This window comes from Staphylococcus pseudoxylosus (assembly GCF_044794325.1).
Lineage (GTDB): Bacteria > Bacillota > Bacilli > Staphylococcales > Staphylococcaceae > Staphylococcus > Staphylococcus pseudoxylosus.
The window spans coordinates 1,982,725-2,008,161 of sequence record NZ_CP085024.1 but is presented as its reverse complement, the minus strand read 5'-3'; the positions used below and the strand labels follow the sequence as shown (position 1 = coordinate 2,008,161).

Below are 25,437 nucleotides of genomic sequence, written 5' to 3'. Positions count from 1 at the left end.
TAACCTCCTTTAAAAATAGGGTATGTATTTATTTTACAATTTTTGTAGGTTAAATGCTTAAAAAACGTATTGAATATAGTAGAAATAACAATAGGGGGATACTGGGAGTGAAGTTTTAAAAATAATAAAAAAGACTCCTCCGAAGAGAAGTCTTTTCTAGGATTATAAGTGGCTTGAGTGTCCACCTTGCATTACCCAATAAGTACCAATAACAGTAATTAAAGTAATGATAATCGCAAATACAACTTTGAATCCTTGTAAATTCCCATCTTTACCTTCAGTTAAGTGCATGAACATTAATAATTGAACTGCAGCTTGTATAAAAGCGAAACCAAAGATGATGGTAATCTTAGCATTAAGTGCCATAGATGTGTATAAGGTTACGAATACTGCTAAGATTGTTAGAACGATTGAGGCAATAAAACCTACAGTATGTTTTACAATTGTATTCATCCGCTAAACACCATCCCTATCATATATACGGCAGTAAAGATGAAAATCCATACAACATCTAAAAAGTGCCAATATAAACTTACTATAAATAATTTAGGAGCATTGTCTTTATTTAATCCTCGCATTGCAACTTGAATTAATAAACAAATAATCCAAACAATACCTAATGATACGTGGGCACCATGTGTTCCTAATAGAATAAAGAAGCTAGACCAATAAGAACCAATAGTTAGATTAACACCTTCGTGTACATAATGCGCGAACTCATAAATTTCAAATCCTACGAATACTGCACCTAGAAGCACTGTGATAATCATCCAGATCATCATTAATTTTTCTTTTTCTTTTCTCATATAGTATATTGCTATACCACAAGTGTAAGAACTAATTAATAATGCAAATGTCATTATTAATATAAGTGGTAATTCAAATAATTCAGTAGTCATTTTGCCAGCATAATCGCCGCCATGTTGAAGTGTTAATAATGCCGCAAACAACGTACCGAATAATGAGAATTCTGCTGTAAGGAAAATCCAAAAGCCAAGTCTATTTAAATTACCTTCATGCGAACGTTGATCAATTGTGTTTGCATCATGACTCATGACTTACAGCCTCCCTTTCTTTAATACGTGCATCACGTAAACGTTTTTCAGTTTCTGCTACTTCAGACGCTGGTATATGGTAACCATGGTCTATTTGGAAACTACGATAAATCATAGTACCGAAGATACCTAATAAACAAATTACTGCTGGAATAATTGTTTCGAAGATAAGGAAGAATCCACCAATAGTGAAGAAAATTCCCATCCAGAAACCAACAGGTGTGTTATTTGGCATATGGATATCAGTATAATTATGGTTATCTAAATAATGACGACCATGTTCTTTCATATCTACAAATGTGTCATAGTCATTCCAATCTGGAGTGATAGCAAAGTTGTATTTAGGTGGCATTGCGCTTGCAGTTGCCCATTCTAAAGTACGACCTAAACCATCCCAGTTATCGCCAGTAGCTTCACGTGGTGCTTTGAAGAAGCTGTATACGATACTTGCAACTAAGAACATAAAGCCTAATGCCATCATTAGGGCACCGACAGTTGAAATTACGTTTAGTAACCACCAACCATCTTCTGGCATATAAGTATATAAACGACGAGGCATACCATCTAAACCAAGAATGAATTGTGGTATGAAACAAATATTAAATCCGATTATGAATAACCAGAAACACCATTTGTTTAATGTTTCGTTTAACTTAAATCCAGTCATCTTAGGCCACCAGAAAATTAAAGCACCTAGACAAGCAAATACAACACCAGCCACTAATGTGTAGTGGAAATGCGCTACTAAGAAGTACGTATTATGGTATTGGTAATCTGCTGCTGCCATAGAGAGCATTACACCAGTCACACCACCTATTAAGAAGTTAGGTATGAAACCTAATGCGAATAGCATTGGTGATTCAAAGGTGATACGGCCTTGATAAAGCGTAAACAACCAGTTAAAGATTTTAACACCAGTTGGTATACCAATCAGCATGGTTGAGATTGAGAAGAATGAGTTGATTAATGCACCATTACCCATTGTGAAGAAATGGTGAACCCAAACTAAGAAACTTAAGAATGCGATACCTGCAGTTGCCCAAACCATGCTTTGATGACCGAATAGACGTTTACGTGCAAATGTAGGAATAATTTCAGAGTAGATACCAAATGCTGGCAAGATAACGATATACACTTCAGGGTGCCCCCATACCCAGAAGAAGTTAGCCCATAGCATTGGCATACCACCATTTGCGACAGAGAAGAATGCAGTGTCGAATATTCTATCAGTCGTAAATAGTGCTAATGCAACTGTTAAAACAGGGAAAGCCAAGATAACGATTAATGATGTGATGAAAGTAGTAACCGTGAACATTGGCATTTCCATGAATTTCATAGTTGGTGTTTTACATCTAAGTATAGTAACAAAGAAGTTAATACCGGTCATTAATGTACCGATACCAGAAATTTGTATTGCTATTAAGTAATAGTTAACCCCAGGTCCTGGGCTGAATTCGCCTGCAAGCGGTGCATAGTTTGTCCAACCAGCTGCAGGTGAACCTCCGACTATAAATGAAAGGTTGAATAAAATCATACCTGAGAAGAATAACCAGAAACTTACGTTATTTAATACAGGGAATGCGACATCGCGTGCACCAATTTGTAATGGTACTACGACATTCCATAAACCAAAGATGAAAGGCATTGCCATAAAGATGATCATTATTACACCGTGCGTACTAAAGACCTCATTATAATGGTTTCCTTCTAAAAATGTGTTATCTGGAATTGCTAATTGTGTACGCATCATTAGTGCATCAATACCACCACGTACGAACATTAATACCGCACAGATTAAGTACATCGCACCAATTTTTTTGTGGTCAATAGATGTGAACCATTCTCTGTATAGATATTTCCATAATTTAAAATAACTAATTACTGCGATCACAGCTATGACTGCAAACGGTGCACCAATTTGTGCCATCGTTATCATCCAGTTACCTTGAACGAGTAATTGATCCCATGGAAAATTCATTAATGTCCACCTCCATTTTCATGGTCTTTTTTCTCTATTTTAGATGCTTTATCATCTTTAACACCTTCAGAGATTTTTTCCATTTCATCCATATTATGTGATTCTTCATCTTTGAATTCACTATCATATGGTTCATTATTGCCTAGGATCATGGCTTTCATTCCATGACGTTCATAGTTTGCATTTGTAATTTGCGGCTTACGTGCAGGTTTATCTGGTTTATCTAATACATCTTCTTTAATTTCTTCAGGTGTATTAAAGTTTGGATCTTTCTGCACATAATTGTAACGATCGTAAGCATAGAAAATATACTCAGGATCAGCTGCAGGATCAACAAATGCTAAATGTGTACCACTGAAAGTTAAGTTTTTATTTTCAGTAGTTGGTAAAAGTTGCTTATCAAATGTATCTTGGTCCAATACTTTTTTGCTTTGCGCATCTTTTACCCAATCCTCAAATTTACTTTGGCTTACAGAGTTAACATCAAATGTTTGACGTTCGAAGCCTTCACCATTGAAGTTTGAGTTACGTCCTCTGAACGTACCTTCCTCACTAGCTGTTAATGTCCAGTCCATTGTCATACCTGTCATCGCATATTTTTGGCCACCTAATTGTGGAATCCAGAAACTTGTCATCATATCCATTGATTGGAGTTTGAAGACAACAGGGCGATCTTTCGGAATAGTTAAATGATTAACTGTTTCGATTTTTTGTTCAGGATAACTGAAGAACCACTTATAACCAGCGCTTGTCGCATAAACAACAAGTGGATCGTCTTCTTTCTGTGGTTTTTCCTCATAACTGTAAAGTGAATTAACCGTTGGGATGGCTAAAGCAATTACAATAATTACAGGAATAATAAACCAAATTGTTTCCATTAAAGAATTGTGGTGCATCTTTCCTGATTCTTTAGTATTTCCTATTCTATATTTATATAGGAAAACTGTGAATAAAATAACAACAGCGGCAATAATAACAAGCATGAAGATGATTGAATACATAATCAAAAACTTCGTATCGCTTGCCATCGGCCCTTTTGGGTTTAAAACTTCTACGTTAGAACAACCACTAAGCAAAATTAGCGAGCCAAAGAGTAGAAGCAAAGACTTAAATTTTGACACTTTTTTGACCTCCTAATACTACAAATGTAGGGCTTACCATCAATTTTAAGATATTACGCAATATTTACAAGTGTTTGTGCGAAAAAAAATATTGTAAAATTAAAAGAAACCCAACAAACTCAACGTCTGGTGGGCTTTCAAAGATTTGTTAAAATTATGTGTACATTTTGTGAAAAGTGTCATATTTAAGACAATAAACGAAAATCACACACAAAATAGTGATAAACATTATCATTTAGGGGTATATGTATTAAATTTATAAAATTATTTTACTTCTATATAACGAATAGATTTATTAGTTGCGCCATCTGAATCTTCAACTTTATATTCAATCTTATATTTACCAGTTTTTTCAGTATTAATATTACCGTCAACTGTGATTTTATGTGTCAAATCTCCATCTTCTTTATCATAAGCACGCACGCCGTTTAAAATATTGTAGTCGTCGCCTTTATCGATAATTGTATCATTAATCCCTTTAAGTTCTGGAATTGAATTGTCAGTAGCTTCTGCGCTTAAGTTAGGTGATACAAGCGTAGCAGATACACCTAATGCAGACAAAGATTGTATTAATTTATTCATTACGTAACCTCCGAACGCAAAACATTAATTTTATTAAATATTACTATACTTTAATTTGCTATATTATACATCATACTATAGTCCTAATATATCTTATTTCTATAAATTTCATTGTAATTTCCGGTTAAAAGTATGTAAATTGAACTTTTTGTGAATTTTATCACATAAGTCTTTTGTAACATCCAATTTTGTAATAAGATAAAAATGTAAAAAGCAATAAAATTAGGGGTGGATTAAATGTTGAATGAAAAAGAACGAGATATAATTAAAGAGACGGTTCCTGTATTACAACAAAAGGGAGAAGAAATCACTTCGTATTTTTATAATAGAATGTTTACGAGACATCCTGAATTGAAAAATATGTTCAATCAGACCAATCAGAAAAAAGGTTTGCAATCTACTGCGTTAGCACAAAGTGTATTAGCTGCTGCAGTTAATATCGATGATTTAACGCGCATCATGCCAGTTGTTAAAGAAATTGCTTATAAACACTGTGCGCTACAAGTGCCAGAAGCTGGGTATGATATAGTAGGAGAAAATTTATTAGCAGCTATTCAAAATGTATTAGACTTACCAGAAGATGATGTGATTATTGCTACGTGGGCGAAAGCATACGGTGAAATAGCTTCCGTATTTATTAATGTGGAAAAAGAAATTTATAACGATATGGCTTGGGACGGCTTTAAACCTTTTAAAATTACTCATATAGAAGCAATAACTTCAGATATAAAAATGTTTACTGTTAAGTCAGATGAATATGACCTAAGTAAATTTGAGGCTGGAGAATATATTACTGTAGATGTAGAAAGTGATAAATTGGAATATCGTGCCAAACGTCACTATTCAATTATTGAAGGTGATAAACATACATTAACTTTTGCAGTGAAAAGAGATGTGACAGATTCACACGAGGGAGAAGTATCAACCATTTTACATGATGAGATGGAAGTTGGCGATACGATAGATTTATCTGCTCCTGTAGGAGTATTTGGAATAGTAAATGACACAGCGCCTCAGTTGTTTATCGGTTCAGGTATCGGTGTAACGCCATTAATTCCAATGTTTAATGACGTTGCAAAATCAAATGTAAAAGTAGACTTTATTCAAAATGTTGAAAGTGTACAAGAAATACCTTTTACCAGTAGAATAGAACACATTGTAAATAATAGTGATAATGCGTCGTATATTATTCACGATAAACAAAAAAGTGGATATATGGACGCAACATATCTAAGTCAGTTTATTTCAACAGATACTGAAATTTACGTTTGTGGAGGCGTTAAATTCCTTCAATCAATTATTACTACATTAAAAGAAATCGGTGTTGAAGCACAACGTATACATTTCGAATCATTTATTCCTAGATTAAGTGTGGGCGTTTAACTGTAAACAATTGCTCCCTTTACTGATGAAAAATATCTTTATCAGCTTTAAAAATATGAGAGCTAGCTTATGTGGCTAGCTCTCATTTATATTTATAATTTTATTGTTTTAATTGTATATAGATTATCAAAGGATTATGTGGTCTGATCGTGTAGTTTGCTCATTATTCATCTAGATTCCGTAGGTCATAAAAATCATAAAACAAATAAACGTTTAATGTTTTAACTTCGTAGTTTTTGTATTAGCAATAGTAGAAAGTCAAGGTAAGGCGAGTAAACGCGTTTATTACAAGTACTTGACAATTAGTCATAATTGCTATTGCAGTGCGTTTATTCATCTTGTTTTAATATGAGAAGAAACACTGCTATTCTAAACTTATTAAGTGTTGAACAGTCGTTATTTATTCGACTATTCTATGCCTCTACGTATTTTTTCGGCTATAAGTGTATTATTTAATACCATAGTAATTGTCATTGGACCAACGCCACCTGGAACTGGTGTAATTGCGCCTGCAACTTCTTTAACTTCATCATAAGCGATATCACCTTTTAATTTGCCATTTTCATCCGGTGTATTACCGACATCTATTACAACGGCACCTTCTTTAACGTCGTCTTTAGTTACTAGGCCTGGACGTCCGACTGCACTTACGATAACATCAGCATTTTTTAAATGACTATGCATATCTTTTGTTCTAGAATGTAAGATTGTAACAGTTGCGTTTTTTTGAAGTAATAATTTAGAAACAGGTTGACCTACAATATGACTTCTGCCAATTACAACGGCATCTTTACCTTCTAAATCAATATCAGCATGATTTAGCAGTTCCATGATTCCGAGTGGTGTACATGGTACAAATGTTTGTTGGTCAATATATAACTTACCGATGTTTTCTGGATGAAAACCATCCACATCTTTAGCAGGATTTATAGATTCCAATATTTTTTGTTCGCTTACTTGTTCAGGTAATGGCACTTGAACTAATATACCACTAACACTATCATCTTCGTTTAAGCGTTTAAGTTCTTGCAATACCTCTTCTTCAGAAGTTGACTCATCTAAATGTACAATTTCAGAAATCATACCAATTTTTTCAGCAGCTTTCTTTTTTGAATTGACATAACTTTGGCTAGCACCATCATTACCCACTAAAATCACAGATAATTTAGGTGTGTAACCTTTAGATTGTAAAGCTTCAACTTGATCTTTGAGCCCTTGTCTGTAATCTTTAGCAATTTGTTTTCCATCTAAAATCTTTGCAACCATAAAAATCCTCCTTGTATGTATGAACTTTACTTAACATTAACATAAAAACGATAGCAATTAACAACCAAAAGACGTAAATTATTAAGTTTTTTACGTTTAAAGTTCGATTTTTGATTGAAAAAGCAAGGTTTAATTGTTATGCTATATCTGTAATATACATCTAATAGTAGTAACATTTCAAATTTCTGAAAGGGTGTTCGTTTTGAAAGTGGTAGTCATAATGGGTAGTTCGTCAGATTGGGAAACAATGAAAGAAAGTTGTTCTATGTTAGACCAATTGGAAATTCCGTATGATAAGAAAGTTGTTTCAGCACATCGTACGCCACAATTAATGGTTGATTTTTCTAAAGAAGCAAGAGCGAATGGTTATGATGTCATTATTGCAGGTGCAGGTGGCGCCGCTCATTTACCAGGTATGGTTGCATCGATGACAACATTACCAGTAATTGGTGTGCCAATTGAGTCAAAAAGTTTAAAAGGCTTAGATTCGTTATTATCAATTGTCCAAATGCCAGGAGGTATTCCTGTTGCGACTACAGCTATAGGTAAAGCTGGTGCTAAAAATGCAGGTGTATTAGCTGCAAGAATACTAAGTATTGGTAATCAATCAATCCAAAAGAATTTGGAAAATTATGAAAAATCATTGGTTCAGAAAGTGAGTGAAATGCAAGATGAACTTCAATAAATTAAAGTTCGGTTCGACAATCGGCATTATTGGTGGCGGTCAGTTAGGAAAGATGATGGCACAGTCAGCCCAAAAGATGGGGTATAAAGTGATCGTGCTCGATCCTGACAAAGCATGTCCATGCCAACATGTTGCACATGAATTTATCAATGCTGACTATGATGATCAAGAAGCGTTGGAACAACTAGGTGAGTTATCTGATGTCATCACTTATGAATTTGAAAATATATCAGCAAACCAACTAAAGACACTTGTCTCAAAATATAATATTCCTCAAGGGTATCAAGCTATACAACTACTTCAGGATCGATTGACTGAAAAGCAAACATTACAAGAAGCAAATTGCAAAATTGCATCATTTGTACAATTATCCAAGCCGGATGATTTGGACATTGCAATAGAAACAATCGGTTATCCTTTTATCGTGAAAACAAGATTTGGTGGCTATGATGGTAAAGGACAAATATTAGTTAATTCAACATCAGACATAGATGAAGCAAGGGCACTTGTAGAAAAACAAGAATGTGTTGCTGAACAATATTTGCAATTAGAGAAAGAAGTATCTTTAACAGTAACCATTGGTAGTGATAATCAAATCACATATTTTCCACTGCAAGAAAATGAACATCAGAATCAAATTCTCTTTAAAACAGTCGTACCCGCACGTACAGAACATGCAAAAGAAGCAGAAGCTAGAAATGAAGTTGATAAAATAATCAAAAAAATACATTTCGTAGGTACTTTTACTGTGGAGTTCTTTATAGATGGTGAAAATCGTTTATACGTAAATGAAATCGCACCTAGACCGCATAATTCTGGTCATTACTCAATAGAAGCCTGTGATTTTTCACAATTTGATACACATATCTTAGCGATTACTGGTCAAAAATTACCAAAACAAATTGAATTGTTAAAACCCGCAATCATGATGAACTTATTAGGTAAAGATTTAGATTTATTAGAGGATCAATTTAGTGAGCATGCTGAATGGCATGTACATATATATGGTAAAACATCTAGAAAACCAAATAGGAAAATGGGTCATTTAACAGTGTTGACTACTGACATAAATAGATGCGAACAAACGCTACTTGGTAAATTTGAAGGGAGATCTGAATAATGTCTTTATTATATGAAGGTAAAGCAAAAAGAATATTTTCAACTGGTGAAAATGATGTATTACGCGTTGAATATAAAGATGAAGTTACTGCAGGAAATGGTGCAAAAAAAGATTTAATAGAAGGTAAAGGAAGTTTAAATAACCAAATCACTTCTCGCATTTTTAATTACTTAAAAGAAAAAGGCGTGAAAAGCCATTTTATCGAGCAGATATCTGAAACGGAACAACTAGTACAATCAGTTGAAATTATACCTTTAGAAGTAGTGGTAAGGAATATTGCTGCAGGATCTATAACTAAAAGACTTGGTTTTGATAAAGGACATGAATTTGATGAACCACTTGTTGAGTTCTTCTATAAAAATGACGACCTAAACGATCCGTTAATAACTGAAGATCATATTAAGTTACTACATTTAGCTGAAGATAACGAAATTAATATATTAAAAGAAGCAGCAAAGGAAGTAAATGCAGTATTAGCTCAATTGATGAATGAAATGAACTTAAGATTAGTAGATTTCAAAATAGAGTTTGGTCGTACAAATGATGGACAAATTTTACTAGCTGATGAAATTTCTCCTGATACATGCCGTATTTGGGATAAAGATAGCGATACAAATTTTGATAAAGATGTATATAGAGAAGATAGAGGATCAATCATTGAAACATATCAAACTTTTTTAAATAAACTGGAGGCTTTATAAAAATGAAAACAATTGAATTACACATCACATTACAACCACAAGTATTAGATACACAAGGACAAGCATTAAACCGTGCAGTTCACGATTTAGGCTATAAACAAGTTAATGATATCCGTGTTGGAAAAGTTTTATATATGACAGTAGATGAAGCTACAGATGCTGAAGTACACAATGTGGTTACGACATTAAGTGAAAAACTATTTGCTAATACTGTTATTGAAGAATATAGCTATAAAGTATTGGAAGAAGGAGAGAAAGCATAATGAAATTTGCAGTGCTAAAATTTCCAGGCTCCAATTGTGATAGAGATATGTACAATGCGGCTATAAAGTCTGGTGTACAAGCAGAATATGTCGATTATCGAAATACTTCTTTAGATGGTTTTGATGGCGTGTTAATTCCAGGAGGTTTTTCATTTGGAGATTATCTACGTTCAGGCGCAATGGCTAGCGTGGCACCGATTACTGAAGAAGTGAAAAGATTTGCTTCAGAAGGTAAACCAGTATTAGGTGTTTGTAATGGATTTCAGATATTAACGGAAATAGGACTATTACCTGGCGCATTATTACATAATGATTCGCACTTGTTTGTCAGCCGTAATGAGTCTTTAAAAGTTGTTAATAATCAAACAGCATTTACAAATTTATATGATGAAAATGAAGTGGTAGTTTATCCAGTTGCACATGGTGAGGGACACTACTACTGCACGCCGGAAATATATGAAGCTTTAGATCAAAACAATCAAATTATTTTAAAATATGTTGATAACCCAAATGGTTCATTTAATGATATTGCCGGTATTGTAAATGAACAGGGAAATGTTTGTGGTATGATGCCACACCCAGAACGCGCAATTGAATCTATTTTAGGTACTGACAGTGGTGTGAAGTTATTTGAAGCGATGGTAAATAGTTGGAGGGAACAAAATGTCTAAGTTTATTGAACCAAGTGCAGAAGAAATTAAATTAGAGCAATTGTATAAAGATATGGGTTTAAGTGATAAAGAATATGAAAAAGTTTGCGAAATTTTAGGTAAAGAACCTAATTTTACAGAAATAGGTATCTTCTCAGTAATGTGGAGCGAGCATTGTTCTTATAAACACTCTAAGCCATTCTTAACACAATTTCCAACTTCTGGTGAGCATGTATTAATGGGACCGGGTGAAGGTGCCGGTGTTGTGGATATAGGTGATAATCAAGCTGTTGTATTCAAAGTAGAATCCCATAACCATCCATCTGCTGTAGAACCTTATCAAGGCGCGGCAACTGGTGTCGGCGGTATTATTAGAGATATCGTTTCTATTGGCGCAAGACCTATTAATTTATTAAACAGCCTACGCTTCGGTGAACTTACTGAAAAACAAAATCGTCGTTTATTACGTGGTGTGGTCGCTGGTATCGGTGGTTATGGTAACTGTATAGGCATTCCAACTACTGCCGGTGAGATAGAGTTTGATGATAGATATGATGGAAATCCTTTAGTCAATGCTATGTGTGTAGGTATCATCGATCATGATATGGTTCAAAAAGGTACAGCAAAAGGTGTAGGTAATTCAGTCATTTACGTAGGATTAAAAACTGGACGTGATGGTATTCATGGCGCTACATTTGCTTCTGAAGAACTAAGCGAAGATAGTGAAAGTAAACGACCATCAGTACAAATTGGTGACCCATTTGTTGGTAAGAAACTTATGGAAGCAACATTAGAAGCGATTACGTTTGATGAACTGGTAGGTATACAAGATATGGGTGCTGCAGGGCTAACTTCATCTTCTTCAGAGATGGCTGCAAAAGGTGGCAGTGGTTTACATTTACGTTTAGAACAAGTCCCAACTAGAGAAAAGGGTATATCACCATATGAAATGATGTTATCAGAAACACAAGAGCGTATGTTACTTGTTGTTGAAAAAGGAACAGAACAAAAATTCTTAGACCTATTTGATAAACACGAATTAGATAGTGCTGTGATTGGTGAAGTAACGGATACAGATCGTTTTGTATTAACGTACGAAGACGAAGTGTTTGCGGACATCCCTGTGCAACCTTTATCTGATGAAGCGCCTGTTTATGTATTAGAAGGTGAAGCGCCAAACTATAATGAGCGTAAAAATGATTATAGCAAAGTGGATGTAGAGTCTGTGTTTGATGAACTATTACAACATCCAACTATTGCATCTAAACGTTATTTATATGAACAATATGATCAACAAGTTGGTGCTAATACAATTGTGAAACCAGGATTACAATCATCTGTAGTTCGAGTAGAAGGTACGAATAAAGCAATCGCATCTACGATTGACGGTGAAGCACGTTATGTATTTAACAACCCTTATGAAGGTGGGAAAATGGTTGTAGCAGAAGCGTACCGTAATTTGATTTCCGTAGGTGCTACGCCTTTAGCAATGACTGACTGCCTAAACTATGGATCGCCAGAAAAGAAAGAAATTTATCAACAGTTAGCGGATTCAACGAAAGGAATGTCAGAAGCGTGTGAAGTATTAAATACACCAGTCGTATCAGGTAATGTATCACTTTATAATGAAACTAGAGAAACATCTATCTTCCCTACACCAGTTGTAGGCATGGTAGGGTTAATCGAAGACATCGATTATTTAAATGATTTCGAACCGAGTGTTGGCGACACTTTATATGTAGTAGGTGACACAAAAGATGACTTTGGTGGTAGCCAAGTTGAGAAGTTACTATATAAGAAAGTAAATCATGAATTTGAAGCAATCGATTTATCTAATGAAGTACAAAAGGGTGAATCTATTAAACAGGTGATTCGTAATGGTGTGGCATCACATGTTCAAACCGTTGGAAAAGGCGGATTATTGTTGACGTTAGCACGTATGAGCGCACATTACCAACTTGGATTAAACGTACAATTAAACGTAACGAATGCGCAATTATTTAGTGAAACACAAGGGCGCTATATTGTTGTAGTAAAAGAAGGACAAACGTTAGAAATTGAAAATGCTGTGGAAATTGGTCAATTAACAAATGACGGTCAATTTAAAGTAGCTAATAATGAGGTTCAAGTAACACGTGATGTTCAAAACCTTACTGATATATGGGAAGGAGCAATACCTAAATGTATGACAGCAACGGACTAAATGAAGAATGTGGTGTATTTGGTATTTGGGACCATCCCGAATCTGCACAATTAACTTATATGGGGTTACACAGTTTACAACATCGTGGGCAAGAAGGTGCTGGTATAGTGTGCTCTAATGGTGAAAAGTTAATTGGTGAACGTGGTTTGGGTTTGTTAACAGAAGCAATATCGGATATTCAACTTGAAACTTTCAAATCATACCAACACGCTATTGGTCACGTGAGATATGCAACATCTGGTAATAAAGGTATTGAAAATATCCAACCATTTTTATATCACTTTTACGATATGAGTGTTGCAGTTTGTCATAACGGAAATCTTATAAATGCACAAAGTTTAAAGCGTTCATTAGAACATCAAGGGTCTATTTTTCATTCATCATCGGACACAGAAGTCATCATGCATTTAATTAGAAGAAGTAAAGCACCAACCTTTGAAGATGCATTCCAAGAAAGTTTGAGAAAGATAAAGGGTGGATTTACTTTTGCTATTTTGACTAAAGATGCATTATACGGTGCAGTTGATCCTAATGCAATTAGACCATTAGCTGTAGGTAAAATGAAAAACGGCTCTTACATGATTGCGAGTGAAACATGTGCAATTGATGTCTTAGGTGCGGAATTTGTGCGCGATATTCATGCAGGAGAATATGTTGTGATTAATGACGAAGGTATTAGAGTAGAGTCATACACGAGACACACGACGACAGCTATTTCTGCGATGGAATATATTTACTTTGCTAGACCTGATTCTACAATTGCTGGTAAAAATGTACATGCAGTTAGAAAGCAATCTGGTAAGCAACTAGCTAAAGAAAGTCCAGCTGAAAGTGCGGATATGGTCATCGGAGTGCCGAATTCTTCATTATCTGCTGCTTCTGGTTACGCAGAAGAAAGCGGCTTACCTTATGAAATGGGCTTAGTTAAAAACCAATACGTTGCACGAACATTTATTCAACCGACCCAAGAACTACGTGAACAAGGTGTACGCGTAAAATTATCAGCGGTTAAGGATATTGTACAAGATAAAAATATCGTGCTTGTAGATGATTCAATTGTCCGAGGTACAACTAGTAGACGCATCGTGCAAATGTTAAAAGATGCTGGAGCCAGAGAAGTACACGTACGTATCGCGTCGCCTGAGTTTATGTTCCCAAGTTTTTATGGCATTGATGTTTCTACAACAGCGGAACTTATTTCTGCTAACAAATCACCAGAAGAAATAAGCGAACATATTGGCGCAGATTCTTTAGCTTATCTATCAGTTAATGGATTGATTGATTCCATTGGACTTGATGTAGATGCACCATACAGTGGATTATGCGTAGAAAGTTTTACTGGTGACTATCCAGCAGGACTTTATGACTATGAAGAAGATTATATAGCACATCTAAGCGATCGCCAAAAAGCATATATAGCAGATCATAAACAATTCTTTGATAGAGAGGGTAATTTAAATGTCTAAAGCATATCAACAAGCCGGTGTAGATATTAATGCAGGTTATGAAGCAGTAAATCGTATGTCTAGTCACGTTAAGAGAACAATGCGCAAAGAAGTACTTGGTGGTTTAGGTGGTTTTGGAGCAACATTTGATCTATCACAATTAAACATGAAAGAACCATTACTTGTTTCTGGTACAGACGGTGTAGGTACAAAACTGAAATTAGCAATCGATCACGATAAACACGACACAATTGGTATTGATGCCGTTGCCATGTGCGTCAATGATATTTTAACTACAGGCGCAGAGCCACTGTATTTCTTAGATTATATTGCAACACATAAAGTTGTCCCAGAAGTCATCGAACAAATTGTCAAAGGGGTAAGTGACGGTTGTGAAGAGACACATACTGCTTTAATTGGTGGAGAAACTGCAGAGATGGGGGATATGTATCACGAAGGTGAATATGACTTGGCAGGATTTGCTGTAGGTGCTGTTGAAAAGAGTGAATATATTGATGGTTCTTCAGTAAAGCCAGGTCAAGTTATCATAGGACTTGAATCTAGTGGAATTCATTCAAATGGATATAGCTTAGTTAGAAAATTAATCGAAAAATCTAAGATTGATTTACAAGCTAACTATAATGATGAACAAACATATTTAGAAGCGTTTTTAGAACCAACGAGATTATATGTTAGTCCAATATTAGCTGTTAAAGAAGCGGTTAAGATTCATGCCATGACACATATTACAGGTGGTGGATTTTATGAAAATATCCCTAGAGCATTACCCGAGGGTGTCACTGCTAAAATAGATGTAACTAAATTTCCAACATTACCAATTTTTGATTGGTTACAGCAACAAGGACAAATTGAAACTGAAGAAATGTACAACATATTTAATATGGGTATTGGTTTTACAATTGTAGTAGATGAGGCTCAAGTACAAACAACTTTAGATATACTAAACAAACAAAATGTAAATGCTTATGCAATTGGAGAAATCGTTGAAGGCGAAGAACCAATTCAATTAACGGGGGTATAAAAGTGACCAAAATAGCTATTTTTGCGTCAGGGTCAGGTAGTAATTTTGAAAGCATAATGACACAAATTGAGCAAGGTAATCTTCCTCATATTGAAGTGACAGCATTATATACAGATCAAGTTAGTGCATATTGTATTGAACGCGCTAGGAAATACAATCTAGATGTACATATTAATGAATTGAAAAACTTTGATTCTAAAGCAGACTACGAACGAAAAATTATAGAGTGGCTTACTTCAGAAAAAGTTGAATGGATTGTCTTAGCAGGCTATATGAAATTAATTGGCGAAAATATTTTGAGAGCCTATGATAAAAGGATTTTAAATATTCACCCATCTTTATTACCTAAGTACAAAGGTAAAGATGCGGTGGGACAAGCGTTAGCAAGTGGTGATGACATAACGGGTACAACAGTACATTATGTCGATAGTGGGATGGATACAGGAGAAATTATCGAACAAAGAACATGTGATATATACCCGGACGATACTAAAGCTGATTTAGAAGAGAGAATAAAAGCATTAGAACATGAATTATACCCAGCAGTCATTTCAAAAATCATTCAATAAGAGGTGCAAGTAATAATGAAGAAAGCAATTTTAAGTGTGTCTAATAAAACAGGGATTGTAGCGTTTGCGCAATCACTAATAGAAAATGGTTATGAATTATATTCAACAGGTGGAACGATGCGTGCAATTGCTGAAGCAGGTGTACCTGTAAAGTCTATTTCTGACTTAACGCAATTTGAAGAAATTATGGATGGTAGAGTTAAGACATTACATCCATCTGTGCATGGTGGTATTTTAGCAGATCGTGATAAACCTGAACATTTAGAACAATTAAAAGAACAACATATTGATTTAATAGATATGGTTGTTGTGAATCTTTATCCGTTTAAAGAAACGGTTGCTAACCCAGATGTAACAGAAGGTGACGCAATTGAAAATATTGATATTGGCGGCCCGACAATGTTGCGTGCAGCAGCTAAAAACTTTAAACACGTAACAACGGTAGTTCATCCTGCTGATTATAATGAAATCATAAATAGATTAAAAAATGGCCAATTAGATGAAGTTTATCGTAAATCATTAATGATTAAAGTATTTGAACATACAAATGAATATGATGCTGCGATTGTCGATTATTTCAAAGACAACAAAGAAAGTTTACGCTATGGAGAAAACCCACAGCAGTCTGCATATTTTGTACGTACTTCGGATGCATCACATACACTAGCTGGTGCTAACCAATTACACGGTAAACAATTAAGTTATAATAACATTAAAGATGCTGATGCTGCCTTGTCACTTGTTAAACAGTTTGAACAACCCGCAGCAGTTGCTGTGAAACATATGAATCCTTGTGGTGTTGGTGTAGCTGATTCAATTGATGAAGCTTATCAATATGCCTTTGAAGCTGATAGTCAATCTATCTTTGGTGGTATTGTTGCTTTAAATAGAACAGTTGAAAAATCATTAGCTGAAACTTTACACGGTATTTTCTTAGAAGTTATTATTGCACCAAAATTTACGCAAGAAGCTTTAGATGTTTTAAGTCAAAAGAAAAATATTAGATTATTAGAAATTGATATGACTATTGATAATAGTGAACAAGAAGTTGTATCCGTTTCAGGCGGCTACTTAGTACAAGATAAAGACAATGTAGCTTTGAAACGTGAAGAAATGAATGTTGTAACTGATGTTGAACCTACAGAAGCGCAATGGGATGCGATGTTATTAGGGTGGAAAGTAGTTGCTTCAGTTAAAAGTAATGCAATCATATTAAGTAATGCCAAACAAACTGTCGGTATAGGTGCAGGACAAATGAATCGTGTTGGTTCAGCACAAATCGCTATTGATCGTGCAATCGAAATAAATGACGATGTAGTAATGGTTTCCGACGGGTTCTTCCCAATGGATGATACTGTCGAGCTAGCTGCCAAGTCAGGAATTAAAGCGATTATTCAACCAGGTGGTTCAATTAAGGATCAAGCATCTATTGATATGGCAAACAAACATGGTATTGCTATGGTAACTACGGGCGTTAGACACTTTAAACATTAATAATGGAGGCCATATATTATATGAAAGTACTTGTAATTGGTGCAGGTGGTAGAGAACATATTTTAGCACATAAGTTAAATCAATCACCTCTCGTTAATGAAATACATGCTATTCCAGGTAATGATGCAATGGCAGACGTAGCAATAATCCATAAGGAAATAGCTGAAACCGATCATGAAAAAATAGTAGCATTTGCGCGCCAACATGAAATAGCGTGGGCAATTATTGGGCCAGAACAACCACTTACAGAAGGTTTAACAGATAAATTACAGGCAGCAGATGTTAAAGTGTTTGGTCCAAATCAAGCTGCTGCGCAAATAGAAGGTTCAAAACTATTTGCAAAGCAATTAATGGAAAAATATAAAATACCAACGGCAGAATACAAAGAAATTACTAATAAACAGAGTGCCTTACAATATATTGCATCTTGTGAATATCCTGTTGTATTAAAGAAAGATGGATTGGCTGCTGGTAAAGGTGTTATTATTGCAAATAATTATGAAGAAGCACAAGCAGGTGTAGAAACTTTATATCCTGAGGAAGATGGTATTGTTGTATTTGAACAATTTCTTGAAGGCGAAGAATTTTCACTTATGACGTTGGTTAATGGTGACTATGCAGTGCCATTTGATTGTATTGCGCAAGATCATAAACGTGCATATGATAATGACAAAGGACCCAATACAGGTGGCATGGGTGCTTATTGTCCAGTACCTCATATTGATGAATCCATCTTGAAACGGACTAACGACGAAATTGCTCAGCCAATTGCCCAAGCTATGGTCAAAGAAGGGTACTCATTCTTTGGTGTACTTTATATAGGAGCCATTATTACAGCAGACGGACCAAAAGTAATAGAATTTAATGCTCGTTTTGGTGACCCTGAAGCACAAGTGTTACTCACACGTATGGAGAGTGACTTGATGCAACATATCATTGATTTAGAAGCAAAAGCACCTATCAATTTCGAATGGAAAGATAATGCGGTTGTAGGCGTTATGTTAGCTTCAAAAGGTTACCCAGGACAATATGAAAAAGGACATCAAGTAACAGGTTTTAATTTAAATGGCGATTACTTTATAAGTGGTTTAAAGAAAGAAAATGATGTGTATGTTACTTCGGGCGGTCGTGTCATATTAGCATTAGGCGAAGGTGAAGATATTGCTGAAGCTAAATTTAATGCATATGAAGCGGTCGATAACATAGAAAGCGATGGACTTTTCTACCGTAAAGATATTAGTAATAAAGCGATAAAATAGTTGAAAGTTTATCATAAAGTTAAAAAGCGATTGGACAAAGTGGTTTAAGTTTTGTCCAATCGCTTTTCTTTTTGGATAATATGTCTACTTAAAAAGTCGGTTAACCTTTTTAATAAATATTTGTTACACGTATATCTTCAATACCGGTAATAGGAATGTATTGAGCTAATAAATAAGCACTTAATAAAATGATACCCATTACTAAAATTAATAGAAAATCTTTATACGAGAATGGTGCATAATAATAGTACGTTCTTGGACCATCTTTAAATCCATTTTTTTCCATTGCTACAGAAAGCTGATGTGCTTTACGAATGTTTTGGCTTAATAAAGGAATTAATAAGTGCTTTAATTTTTTAAAGCCACGGTAATTTTGTGCGTTAATTAACTGATAACGCATTTTTAATGATTTTCTAAGTTGTATTAATGAAATGAACATCAAAGGAACCATACGAATTGCTGCCATGAATGCATAAGCAACTTTAGGCTTTACTTTTAAGTGCTGCATTAGACTGTAAAATACTAAAACAATCTGAGAAGTGAAAGCAATTAAAATCCCGAAAAATGAAATGGTAGTCGTACGCATGGCTAAATGTAAGCCACGATATAAACTCTCTGAAGTAATATGGACAAAGCCGAATTGGAATAGTGTGTGCGTACCATCGCCATAAAAAATCATAAACAACGCAGATATGAGACTGAATAGCATCGTTAAAATAACAAAAGTTAAGGTAATTTTTAATTGCAAACCATTAAAAGCTAATAAAAATAGCAGCATTAAACATGTAATGTAGAGCATGAAATCAAACTGATGAACAAGTATAACAAAGAAAAATAAAATGACAGCGATTGCTAATTTAGTAATTATATTTACATTATCTACAAAAGTATAATGTTTCTTCCAAAGATCAAACATAATAATCACCAGCCATTTCTTCTATGGCATGTTGTGATAAATGGAGTCTTCGTGTTGGATAACGAGATATGATTTCTGAATCATGTGTCACCATAATAATAGTTTGACCACTAGCTACACGTTGTTGAAATAATTTTATTAAATTAAATGTATTATGGCTATCGAGACCAAATGTAGGTTCATCAAGTAATATGAATTCAGATGATGAACTTAGTGCAATTGCAACACTTAAGCGTCTCTTTTGACCGATTGAAAGTTCATAAGGATGTTGAGATTTTACGGATAGCAAATTAAGTGTTTTCAACATTGATTCAGTCTGAGTAGCAGCTTCTTGTTTAGAATTAAATTTATTTTTATATTGAATATGAATTTCATCATAAACGGAAGAGGTAATGAATTGTAATTCTGGATTTTGATAAACTAAATACATATATTTAGCAGCTACTTTAATTTTATTGAAAGAACGATTATTCAATAACATACGTCCTTCATATTTAATTAATTGCATCATTGATTCGAGTAATGATGTTTTTCCAGAGCCATTTGCGCCTGTAATTGTAATCCATTCTCCAGTACCTACATTTAATTGAGGGATATTAATAAGATTACGTTTACCACGTTTTATGGTTACATGATCAAATTCAAGGTCTAAGTTTGAGCAGCTGCTATTGAAATGCATAGTTGGTGGGGCATATTGCCATGCATTAGGGTGCCAAACACCATACTCTGTTAACAAATCTTCATGTTCATTCAAAATTTCATGGGGCGTGTTATCAGCAATAATGTCCCCTTCATAATTTAATAAGATGACACGATCCATATGTTGCCATATATGATTTACTTTATGTTCGACAATGACCACTGTTTTATCTTGCCATAGGGATTTAATTTTACCCCATAGTTCTGCAGTCGATTCAACATCCAACATTGCAGTAGGTTCATCTAAAAACAAGGTTTTCGACTGTTGTAATATCGTTTCTGCAATTGCTAATTTCTGTTTCATACCGCCACTTAGCTGATTAATGTATTGATTTTTATCCACTTTTAAATCGACGGCTTTTAATGCATGATCTATACGTTCATCCATTTCGTGACGAGGGATTTGTTGATTTTCTAAAACAAATGCTAATTCTTCGTCAACTTTAGGCATACAAAATTGACTATCCGGATCTTGAAAGATAACACTACTGGAATTATCGATAATCAATTCATCATATTTGATAGGTAAATCAATAAGATTTGGTACAATACCACTTAATACATTTAATAAAGTGCTTTTGCCAGAACCTGATGGTCCTAATAATAGTACTTTTTCGTTTTCTTTGATTTGGAGTGTTAAATGATCAAATATCTTTTTCTTACCGTTTGGATATTTTAATCGTAAATTTTTTGTAGCTATCAACGTGATTGCTCCTTATAAATTATCATAGTCACTTTCTGTGGCAGGTCTGAACAATTTGGTTACACCCGTTTGATCCAATGCTTTTACTATATAGTAGGATATTAGGCCGGCAACGACGATTCCGCTTATAAGTCTAAAGCCGATATATAACGCTAGATTCCAACCGGCAACTTCACCTAAATAACCATAAGCAAAGTCTAAAGGCAATGTTGAAATAGAAGCTAAGAGACCAGCGAGCATTGCGACCATTGCTGAACGAGATTTATATCTGAAAATAGCAAATATAATTTCACATGCTAAACCTTGTAATAAGGCATAGACCATAGTTGCAATATCAAAACGACCCATGACAATAGTTTCTCCGGCACCAGCAGCAAATTCGGCTAATATTGCAATACCAGCTTTAGGGATAATAAGGTATGCGACGATAGCAGCCATGAACCAAGCACCATATGTTAATTCTTCAAAATGTAACCCTGTAACTTGTAACGCTTTATATACAAAATTCCAAATGTTGTAAATGATTGCAAAAACAACAGCAATGAGCACAGTTACTAGAATCTCTGAAAGCTTTAATCCTTTTGACATAATAAATCCTCCTAATATAAAAACGCACAACCTTCTAGAAAGTTGCGCGTTAACATATAGGCATACAAATACCTGAAAATAGGTGATTAGTACACTTTCCTACGCTAGTTTCATCTAGATCAGGTTCAAAGGGTTTGAGGGTATACCTCATCTCAGTCACAAAACACCCCTAGTGCGAATGATTAATTTAAATTTAACTATAATGTATGACTTTTAAGGGATAATGTCAAGACTGCCCCTTAAATTTAATATATTACATATGTACTTTACTTCCATATAGGTTAATAATTATTTCGCCTTAATCAAACTAAAAATTGTTCATACAAAAGGAGGTAAGCTATTTTATTTGTATCCAATTGCATGACTTCACAATGTATATGGTGTATTTCTAAAGATATTGTTTTCACACATATAATACCTATCCAATGTAAGGGTAATAAAAAATTACACTAAAGATGAGACTGGTTCATTTATTATGAACCAGTCTCACTTGTCGGATTTACATTTATATTTTAAAGCATGTGATACCTATATTATTGAAACATTTAGTCTAATGAATCTTGTACATTCTTTTTGGTTTCTTCTGTACTATCTTCAGCAGTTTCCTTCTTATCTTTTAATTTATCTTCTGCTTCTTTTGCTTGTTCTGCGGCTTTTTTGTTTAATTCTTCTTTGCTCATAGATTAAACACTCCTTTTAAATTATATGACTTCTATAAAATATATACCACAACATAAAAAAATCAAACAAAACTGGTGATTTAGATTTTAGTCTTAGTTATAATCAATTTATTGTTTAATTGAATGGTATAAGTGGAAAGTTGACTATACATCGATTTATATCATACTATGGACGTATTTATTAAATTGTTAAAGACAAGAACTAAATGTTAATATATAATAACTTTTGAGGTGAATGGTATGTCTTTTTTGAAGAAACACGCTGAGATATTATATAGTTATATTATAGGCATCGTTTCGCTTTTCACAGGTCTCATCATTTTAATCAATTTACCTTTAATTGATAAATTAAATAACAAGGGGAAAATTGATCTACATATTCATAATGTATGGGATTTTATAAACGCATTTTTTGGTGAAATAATTAGGGTGATAAGCAATTATATTGGGAACTTCCCGGTATTTAGTGCCATTATAATCATTTTATTTGGTATTGGTGTTGTTTTGCTTGGTTTTACTCTATTTAGAACAACAAGATACGACTATGATATTTCAATATTCTTTTTAGTTGTTGGTATATTGTTCTTTATTATCACGTTAATTTTAATGACTCAAGTTTATAGCTTCTTTGCTATTATTTTCGTAATACCGTTTGCAATTCACATTGGTTACATCGTTTATAAAGATGAGTTAAATACAGATCATAGAAAATACCATTATCTTTGGATTATTTTCAGTTATGGTTTTAGTTATTTAATTACGCAAATTGTGCTATATGGGAGAATTGATAGTGATGAAATTATACCGATTGATATTTTAAGTGTGAACACATTTTTCATAATTATGTGGTTATTAGGTCAAATGTCAATTTGGAACTTCTTATTCTTAAGAAGATCTCTTCCGTTAACTAAGCAAGAACTTGGTGAAGAAGAACCAGAATTATCAAGAACAAGTAAAGGCACAGTAACGAATCAAACGAAAGAAACTTGGAAAAACTTACAAGATAAAACAACAGAATTTACTAGAAAAACACGCAGAAGTGTAGATATTCAAAAAGTAAGAGATAAAAAAGATAAATTCATTACAAAGTGGAAAGATAAAATAGACATCCAAGAGGATGATATTCCTAATTGGATGAAAATACCAAAATGGGTAAAATCAGCGTATGTAGAATTATTTTGTGGCGCAGTGCTATTATTTTTCACTTTAATTGAATTTAACAATCGAAATTCATTGTTCGTTTCTGGCAATTGGGAGATTTCTCAAACGCAATATGTAATTGAATGGATAACATTGCTAATCTTAATGTTTATTATCATTATTTATATATTAACAACATTAACGAATTTCTTAAAAGATAGATTTTACTATTTACAATTATTTATGGTTAGTCTATTATTCTTCAAATTACTTACTGAATTCATGAATATTATGGTACATGGCTTATTACTATCAATTTTCATAACGCCAATATTACTAATTATGTTAATTGCTATTGTTGTAGCCTTTGTAATGAAATTGCGTGAACCAAGTAAATATTAATTGACTAAAATATTGAAGCGGATAAAGCGTAGGATTAGATCTTAATGAATAAATAAGGTTATATCGACTGGCTCCGTTAAAGTTGACTATCAAAGCATAAAGTTTATGATAAGCGCACTTTCTATGTTAGTCAGGTTTTACCAATATTATTTTTTAAAGGCTGAGACAAATATTTGTTGTCTCGGCCTTTAATTTTTACTCATAATAATGTAGTGATTTAAAGATAATTGATGTTACGATAAGGTTGAGATGATAGAATGAGTAAGCGAAGAAAAATTATAAATATAAAAAGCAGAAAGGCTGACATAATTTTATGAAAACTGCCACATTAAATAGAGGTAAAGAAACAAAATACTTAAATGAATATCCACTGATAGACGAAGATGATATTTACTCACACGATCATTTAAAAGAAGGAGATTTATTTTATTTAGTTAATAACCAGGAACAATATATTGCTACTGCATATGTCGGTAAGCAACATAAAGGAATTGGCTGGGTTTTAAGTTACGATAAAAATGAAGTGATTAACACGCAATTTTTTGAGAGATTATTTGAAACAGCAAAATCTGAAAGAACGTATTTTTATAATATCGATGGAACAAACGCTTTTAGAGTGTTTAATGGTGAAGGCGATGGCGTTGGAGGTCTGACAATAGACAACTATGATGGCCATTTCTTAATTCAATGGTATTCAAAAGGGATTTATAAATTCCGTTATAATGTACTATCAGCCTTAAAAGCTGTATTTCCTTATACTTCAATATACGAGAAAATGCGTTTCAAAGATGCAGAAATTAAAGGTGGCTTTGTTGATGGTGATGCACCAGAATTCCCAATAGTAATTGAAGAAAACTATACTTTCTACAATGTTCACTTAGATGATGGGCCAATGACTGGCATCTTTTTAGATCAGAAAGAAGTACGTAAAAAATTAAAAGATCAATACGCAGAAGATAAAGAAGTGTTAAATGTTTTTAGTTATACAGGTGCATTTTCAGTAGTTGCAGCAGAAAAGGCTGAAATGACGACAAGTGTAGACTTAGCAAACCGTTCTCGTCCTTTAACAGAAGAAAATTTTGGATTAAATAGTATTGATCCTAAATCTCAATATATTTATGTAATGGATACATTTGATTTTTATAATTATGCACGTCGTCATGATTTATTTTATGACACGATTGTCATAGATCCACCAAGTTTTTCTAGAAATAAGAAAAAAACGTTTTCTGTACAAAAAGATTACGATAAATTAATTTTAGGTGCACTCGATATACTTGGACCAGATGGTACACTACTATTGTGTACAAATAATAGTGCATTTTCATTAAAAGCATTTAAAAATGTAGTGAATACAACATTAAAAGCTGAAAATGTAGATTATGAAATTGTTGATGTAATGGGCTTGCCTAAAGACTTTAAAACACATCCTCATTACAAACCATCTAAATATCTAAAAGCTATTTTTGTAAAAATAAAGTAAAACTTTGAAA

The 25,437-nt window shown here is 33.8% G+C and carries 24 protein-coding genes and 1 riboswitch; of the genes, 14 read left to right on the top strand and 10 right to left on the bottom strand.

Translation table 11 applies throughout. The features are described 5' to 3' along the window. Window positions 1–162 precede the first annotated feature (162 nt). The 5 genes from qoxD to LG295_RS09595 all read right to left on the bottom strand — a co-directional run bounded on the left by qoxD (window position 163) and on the right by LG295_RS09595 (window position 4,736). Complete coding sequence (gene qoxD / locus LG295_RS09615; protein ID WP_017724109.1) at window positions 163–453, bottom strand: cytochrome aa3 quinol oxidase subunit IV; 291 nt, start codon at window positions 451–453, stop codon at window positions 163–165. Next, window positions 450–1,055: a cytochrome aa3 quinol oxidase subunit III gene (qoxC, locus tag LG295_RS09610; RefSeq protein WP_029379103.1), complete on the bottom strand. Its 606-nt coding sequence runs from the start codon at window positions 1,053–1,055 to the stop codon at window positions 450–452. The genes qoxD and qoxC overlap by 4 nt, the downstream gene beginning before the upstream one ends. Then, window positions 1,045–3,033, bottom strand: a complete 1,989-nt coding sequence (gene qoxB, locus LG295_RS09605; protein ID WP_318832985.1) for a cytochrome aa3 quinol oxidase subunit I — start codon at window positions 3,031–3,033, stop codon at window positions 1,045–1,047. Before qoxB ends, qoxC begins: the two co-directional genes overlap by 11 nt. Then, on the bottom strand, window positions 3,033–4,154 hold the full coding sequence (qoxA, locus tag LG295_RS09600) for a cytochrome aa3 quinol oxidase subunit II (protein WP_107529769.1): 1,122 nt from the start codon (window positions 4,152–4,154) through the stop codon (window positions 3,033–3,035). The genes qoxB and qoxA overlap by 1 nt, the downstream gene beginning before the upstream one ends. 264 nt (window positions 4,155–4,418) lie before the next feature. Then, window positions 4,419–4,736 (bottom strand): immunoglobulin-like domain-containing protein, encoded by a 318-nt coding sequence (locus tag LG295_RS09595; protein WP_017724113.1) that lies wholly within the window; start codon window positions 4,734–4,736, stop codon window positions 4,419–4,421. A 237-nt stretch (window positions 4,737–4,973) separates the two neighbouring features. Between LG295_RS09595 and LG295_RS09590 the strand changes: the two genes are divergently transcribed. Then, entirely contained in the window at window positions 4,974–6,119 is a 1,146-nt protein-coding gene (locus LG295_RS09590; protein WP_107529768.1) for a globin domain-containing protein, read from the top strand. Window positions 6,120–6,527: 408 nt separating this feature from the next. Here the strand turns inward: LG295_RS09590 and folD are convergent, their stop codons facing one another. Next, window positions 6,528–7,385 (bottom strand): bifunctional methylenetetrahydrofolate dehydrogenase/methenyltetrahydrofolate cyclohydrolase FolD, encoded by an 858-nt coding sequence (folD, locus tag LG295_RS09585; RefSeq protein ID WP_318832984.1) that lies wholly within the window; start codon window positions 7,383–7,385, stop codon window positions 6,528–6,530. A gap of 202 nt (window positions 7,386–7,587) precedes the next feature. Between folD and purE the strand changes: the two genes are divergently transcribed. From purE to purD, 11 genes are read left to right on the top strand one after another with little or no spacing between them, the layout of a single operon-like run. Further along, on the top strand, window positions 7,588–8,070 hold the full coding sequence (gene purE / locus LG295_RS09580; protein ID WP_029379097.1) for a 5-(carboxyamino)imidazole ribonucleotide mutase: 483 nt from the start codon (window positions 7,588–7,590) through the stop codon (window positions 8,068–8,070). Beyond that, on the top strand, window positions 8,057–9,190 hold the full coding sequence (purK, locus tag LG295_RS09575) for a 5-(carboxyamino)imidazole ribonucleotide synthase (RefSeq protein ID WP_107529766.1): 1,134 nt from the start codon (window positions 8,057–8,059) through the stop codon (window positions 9,188–9,190). The genes purE and purK overlap by 14 nt, the downstream gene beginning before the upstream one ends. Then, a complete protein-coding gene (purC, locus tag LG295_RS09570) occupies window positions 9,190–9,891 on the top strand; it encodes a phosphoribosylaminoimidazolesuccinocarboxamide synthase (protein WP_318832983.1) in 702 nt (233 codons plus the stop codon). The genes purK and purC overlap by 1 nt, the downstream gene beginning before the upstream one ends. 2 nt (window positions 9,892–9,893) lie before the next feature. Then, window positions 9,894–10,154: a phosphoribosylformylglycinamidine synthase subunit PurS gene (gene purS / locus LG295_RS09565; RefSeq protein ID WP_017724119.1), complete on the top strand. Its 261-nt coding sequence runs from the start codon at window positions 9,894–9,896 to the stop codon at window positions 10,152–10,154. After that, window positions 10,154–10,825, top strand: coding sequence for a phosphoribosylformylglycinamidine synthase I (gene purQ, locus LG295_RS09560; RefSeq protein ID WP_107529763.1), 672 nt, complete (start codon window positions 10,154–10,156; stop codon window positions 10,823–10,825). The genes purS and purQ overlap by 1 nt, the downstream gene beginning before the upstream one ends. After that, entirely contained in the window at window positions 10,818–13,007 is a 2,190-nt protein-coding gene (purL, locus tag LG295_RS09555) for a phosphoribosylformylglycinamidine synthase subunit PurL (RefSeq protein WP_318832982.1), read from the top strand. Before purQ ends, purL begins: the two co-directional genes overlap by 8 nt. Beyond that, window positions 12,986–14,473 carry an amidophosphoribosyltransferase gene (gene purF, locus LG295_RS09550; RefSeq protein ID WP_107529761.1) on the top strand — a complete coding sequence of 496 codons (1,488 nt, stop codon included), beginning with the start codon at window positions 12,986–12,988 and terminating at the stop codon, window positions 14,471–14,473. The genes purL and purF overlap by 22 nt, the downstream gene beginning before the upstream one ends. Next, the gene (purM, locus tag LG295_RS09545; RefSeq protein WP_107529760.1) at window positions 14,466–15,494 is read left to right on the top strand and encodes a phosphoribosylformylglycinamidine cyclo-ligase; all 1,029 of its coding nucleotides are present in this window, start codon (window positions 14,466–14,468) and stop codon (window positions 15,492–15,494) included. Before purF ends, purM begins: the two co-directional genes overlap by 8 nt. Window positions 15,495–15,496: 2 nt before the next feature. Further along, complete coding sequence (purN, locus tag LG295_RS09540) at window positions 15,497–16,063, top strand: phosphoribosylglycinamide formyltransferase (protein WP_017724124.1); 567 nt, start codon at window positions 15,497–15,499, stop codon at window positions 16,061–16,063. Window positions 16,064–16,078: 15 nt separating this feature from the next. Continuing rightward, window positions 16,079–17,557, top strand: coding sequence for a bifunctional phosphoribosylaminoimidazolecarboxamide formyltransferase/IMP cyclohydrolase (purH, locus tag LG295_RS09535; protein WP_318832981.1), 1,479 nt, complete (start codon window positions 16,079–16,081; stop codon window positions 17,555–17,557). A 20-nt stretch (window positions 17,558–17,577) separates the two neighbouring features. Next, a complete protein-coding gene (gene purD, locus LG295_RS09530) occupies window positions 17,578–18,816 on the top strand; it encodes a phosphoribosylamine--glycine ligase (protein ID WP_318832980.1) in 1,239 nt (412 codons plus the stop codon). A 109-nt stretch (window positions 18,817–18,925) separates the two neighbouring features. On the opposite strand, the gene LG295_RS09525 is transcribed toward purD, so the two are convergent. From LG295_RS09525 to graF, 4 genes are all read right to left on the bottom strand, one after another. Then, a complete protein-coding gene (locus LG295_RS09525) occupies window positions 18,926–19,732 on the bottom strand; it encodes an energy-coupling factor transporter transmembrane protein EcfT (protein WP_107529757.1) in 807 nt (268 codons plus the stop codon). Next, window positions 19,725–21,134, bottom strand: coding sequence for an ABC transporter ATP-binding protein (locus tag LG295_RS09520; protein WP_318832979.1), 1,410 nt, complete (start codon window positions 21,132–21,134; stop codon window positions 19,725–19,727). The genes LG295_RS09525 and LG295_RS09520 overlap by 8 nt, the downstream gene beginning before the upstream one ends. Before the next feature lie 12 nt (window positions 21,135–21,146). After that, window positions 21,147–21,722: an ECF transporter S component gene (locus tag LG295_RS09515; RefSeq protein WP_325998957.1), complete on the bottom strand. Its 576-nt coding sequence runs from the start codon at window positions 21,720–21,722 to the stop codon at window positions 21,147–21,149. Between the two features lie 79 nt (window positions 21,723–21,801). Then, a riboswitch (TPP riboswitch) is annotated at window positions 21,802–21,903 on the bottom strand. Window positions 21,904–22,267: 364 nt separating this feature from the next. Then, window positions 22,268–22,402 (bottom strand): glycopeptide resistance-associated protein GraF, encoded by a 135-nt coding sequence (graF, locus tag LG295_RS09510; protein ID WP_017724130.1) that lies wholly within the window; start codon window positions 22,400–22,402, stop codon window positions 22,268–22,270. Between the two features lie 240 nt (window positions 22,403–22,642). Between graF and auxA the strand changes: the two genes are divergently transcribed. Together auxA and LG295_RS09500 are read left to right on the top strand one after the other, a co-directional pair. Continuing rightward, window positions 22,643–23,944: a lipoteichoic acid stability factor AuxA gene (gene auxA, locus LG295_RS09505; RefSeq protein ID WP_107529754.1), complete on the top strand. Its 1,302-nt coding sequence runs from the start codon at window positions 22,643–22,645 to the stop codon at window positions 23,942–23,944. Window positions 23,945–24,257: 313 nt separating this feature from the next. Continuing rightward, window positions 24,258–25,427 (top strand): class I SAM-dependent rRNA methyltransferase, encoded by a 1,170-nt coding sequence (locus LG295_RS09500; RefSeq protein WP_122064406.1) that lies wholly within the window; start codon window positions 24,258–24,260, stop codon window positions 25,425–25,427. The last annotated feature ends 10 nt before the right edge of the window (window positions 25,428–25,437 follow it).

Excerpts from the sequence above, each read along its gene's own strand:
- purK (WP_107529766.1), top strand. The coding sequence starts at position 8,057 with ATGAACTTCAATAAATTAAAGTTCGGTTCGACAATCGGCATTATTGGT.
- purH (WP_318832981.1), top strand. The coding sequence starts at position 16,079 with ATGAAGAAAGCAATTTTAAGTGTGTCTAATAAAACAGGGATTGTAGCG.
- purS (WP_017724119.1), top strand. The coding sequence starts at position 9,894 with ATGAAAACAATTGAATTACACATCACATTACAACCACAAGTATTAGAT.
- qoxC (WP_029379103.1), bottom strand. The coding sequence starts at position 1,055 with ATGAGTCATGATGCAAACACAATTGATCAACGTTCGCATGAAGGTAAT.
- purF (WP_107529761.1), top strand. The coding sequence starts at position 12,986 with ATGTATGACAGCAACGGACTAAATGAAGAATGTGGTGTATTTGGTATT.
- folD (WP_318832984.1), bottom strand. The coding sequence starts at position 7,385 with ATGGTTGCAAAGATTTTAGATGGAAAACAAATTGCTAAAGATTACAGA.
- purM (WP_107529760.1), top strand. The coding sequence starts at position 14,466 with ATGTCTAAAGCATATCAACAAGCCGGTGTAGATATTAATGCAGGTTAT.
- LG295_RS09525 (WP_107529757.1), bottom strand. The coding sequence starts at position 19,732 with ATGTTTGATCTTTGGAAGAAACATTATACTTTTGTAGATAATGTAAAT.
- purC (WP_318832983.1), top strand. The coding sequence starts at position 9,190 with ATGTCTTTATTATATGAAGGTAAAGCAAAAAGAATATTTTCAACTGGT.
- qoxD (WP_017724109.1), bottom strand. The coding sequence starts at position 453 with ATGAATACAATTGTAAAACATACTGTAGGTTTTATTGCCTCAATCGTT.
- LG295_RS09595 (WP_017724113.1), bottom strand. The coding sequence starts at position 4,736 with ATGAATAAATTAATACAATCTTTGTCTGCATTAGGTGTATCTGCTACG.
- LG295_RS09590 (WP_107529768.1), top strand. The coding sequence starts at position 4,974 with ATGTTGAATGAAAAAGAACGAGATATAATTAAAGAGACGGTTCCTGTA.
- LG295_RS09515 (WP_325998957.1), bottom strand. The coding sequence starts at position 21,722 with ATGTCAAAAGGATTAAAGCTTTCAGAGATTCTAGTAACTGTGCTCATT.
- LG295_RS09500 (WP_122064406.1), top strand. The coding sequence starts at position 24,258 with ATGAAAACTGCCACATTAAATAGAGGTAAAGAAACAAAATACTTAAAT.
- qoxB (WP_318832985.1), bottom strand. The coding sequence starts at position 3,033 with ATGAATTTTCCATGGGATCAATTACTCGTTCAAGGTAACTGGATGATA.
- purQ (WP_107529763.1), top strand. The coding sequence starts at position 10,154 with ATGAAATTTGCAGTGCTAAAATTTCCAGGCTCCAATTGTGATAGAGAT.
- purD (WP_318832980.1), top strand. The coding sequence starts at position 17,578 with ATGAAAGTACTTGTAATTGGTGCAGGTGGTAGAGAACATATTTTAGCA.
- purL (WP_318832982.1), top strand. The coding sequence starts at position 10,818 with ATGTCTAAGTTTATTGAACCAAGTGCAGAAGAAATTAAATTAGAGCAA.
- graF (WP_017724130.1), bottom strand. The coding sequence starts at position 22,402 with ATGAGCAAAGAAGAATTAAACAAAAAAGCCGCAGAACAAGCAAAAGAA.
- auxA (WP_107529754.1), top strand. The coding sequence starts at position 22,643 with ATGTCTTTTTTGAAGAAACACGCTGAGATATTATATAGTTATATTATA.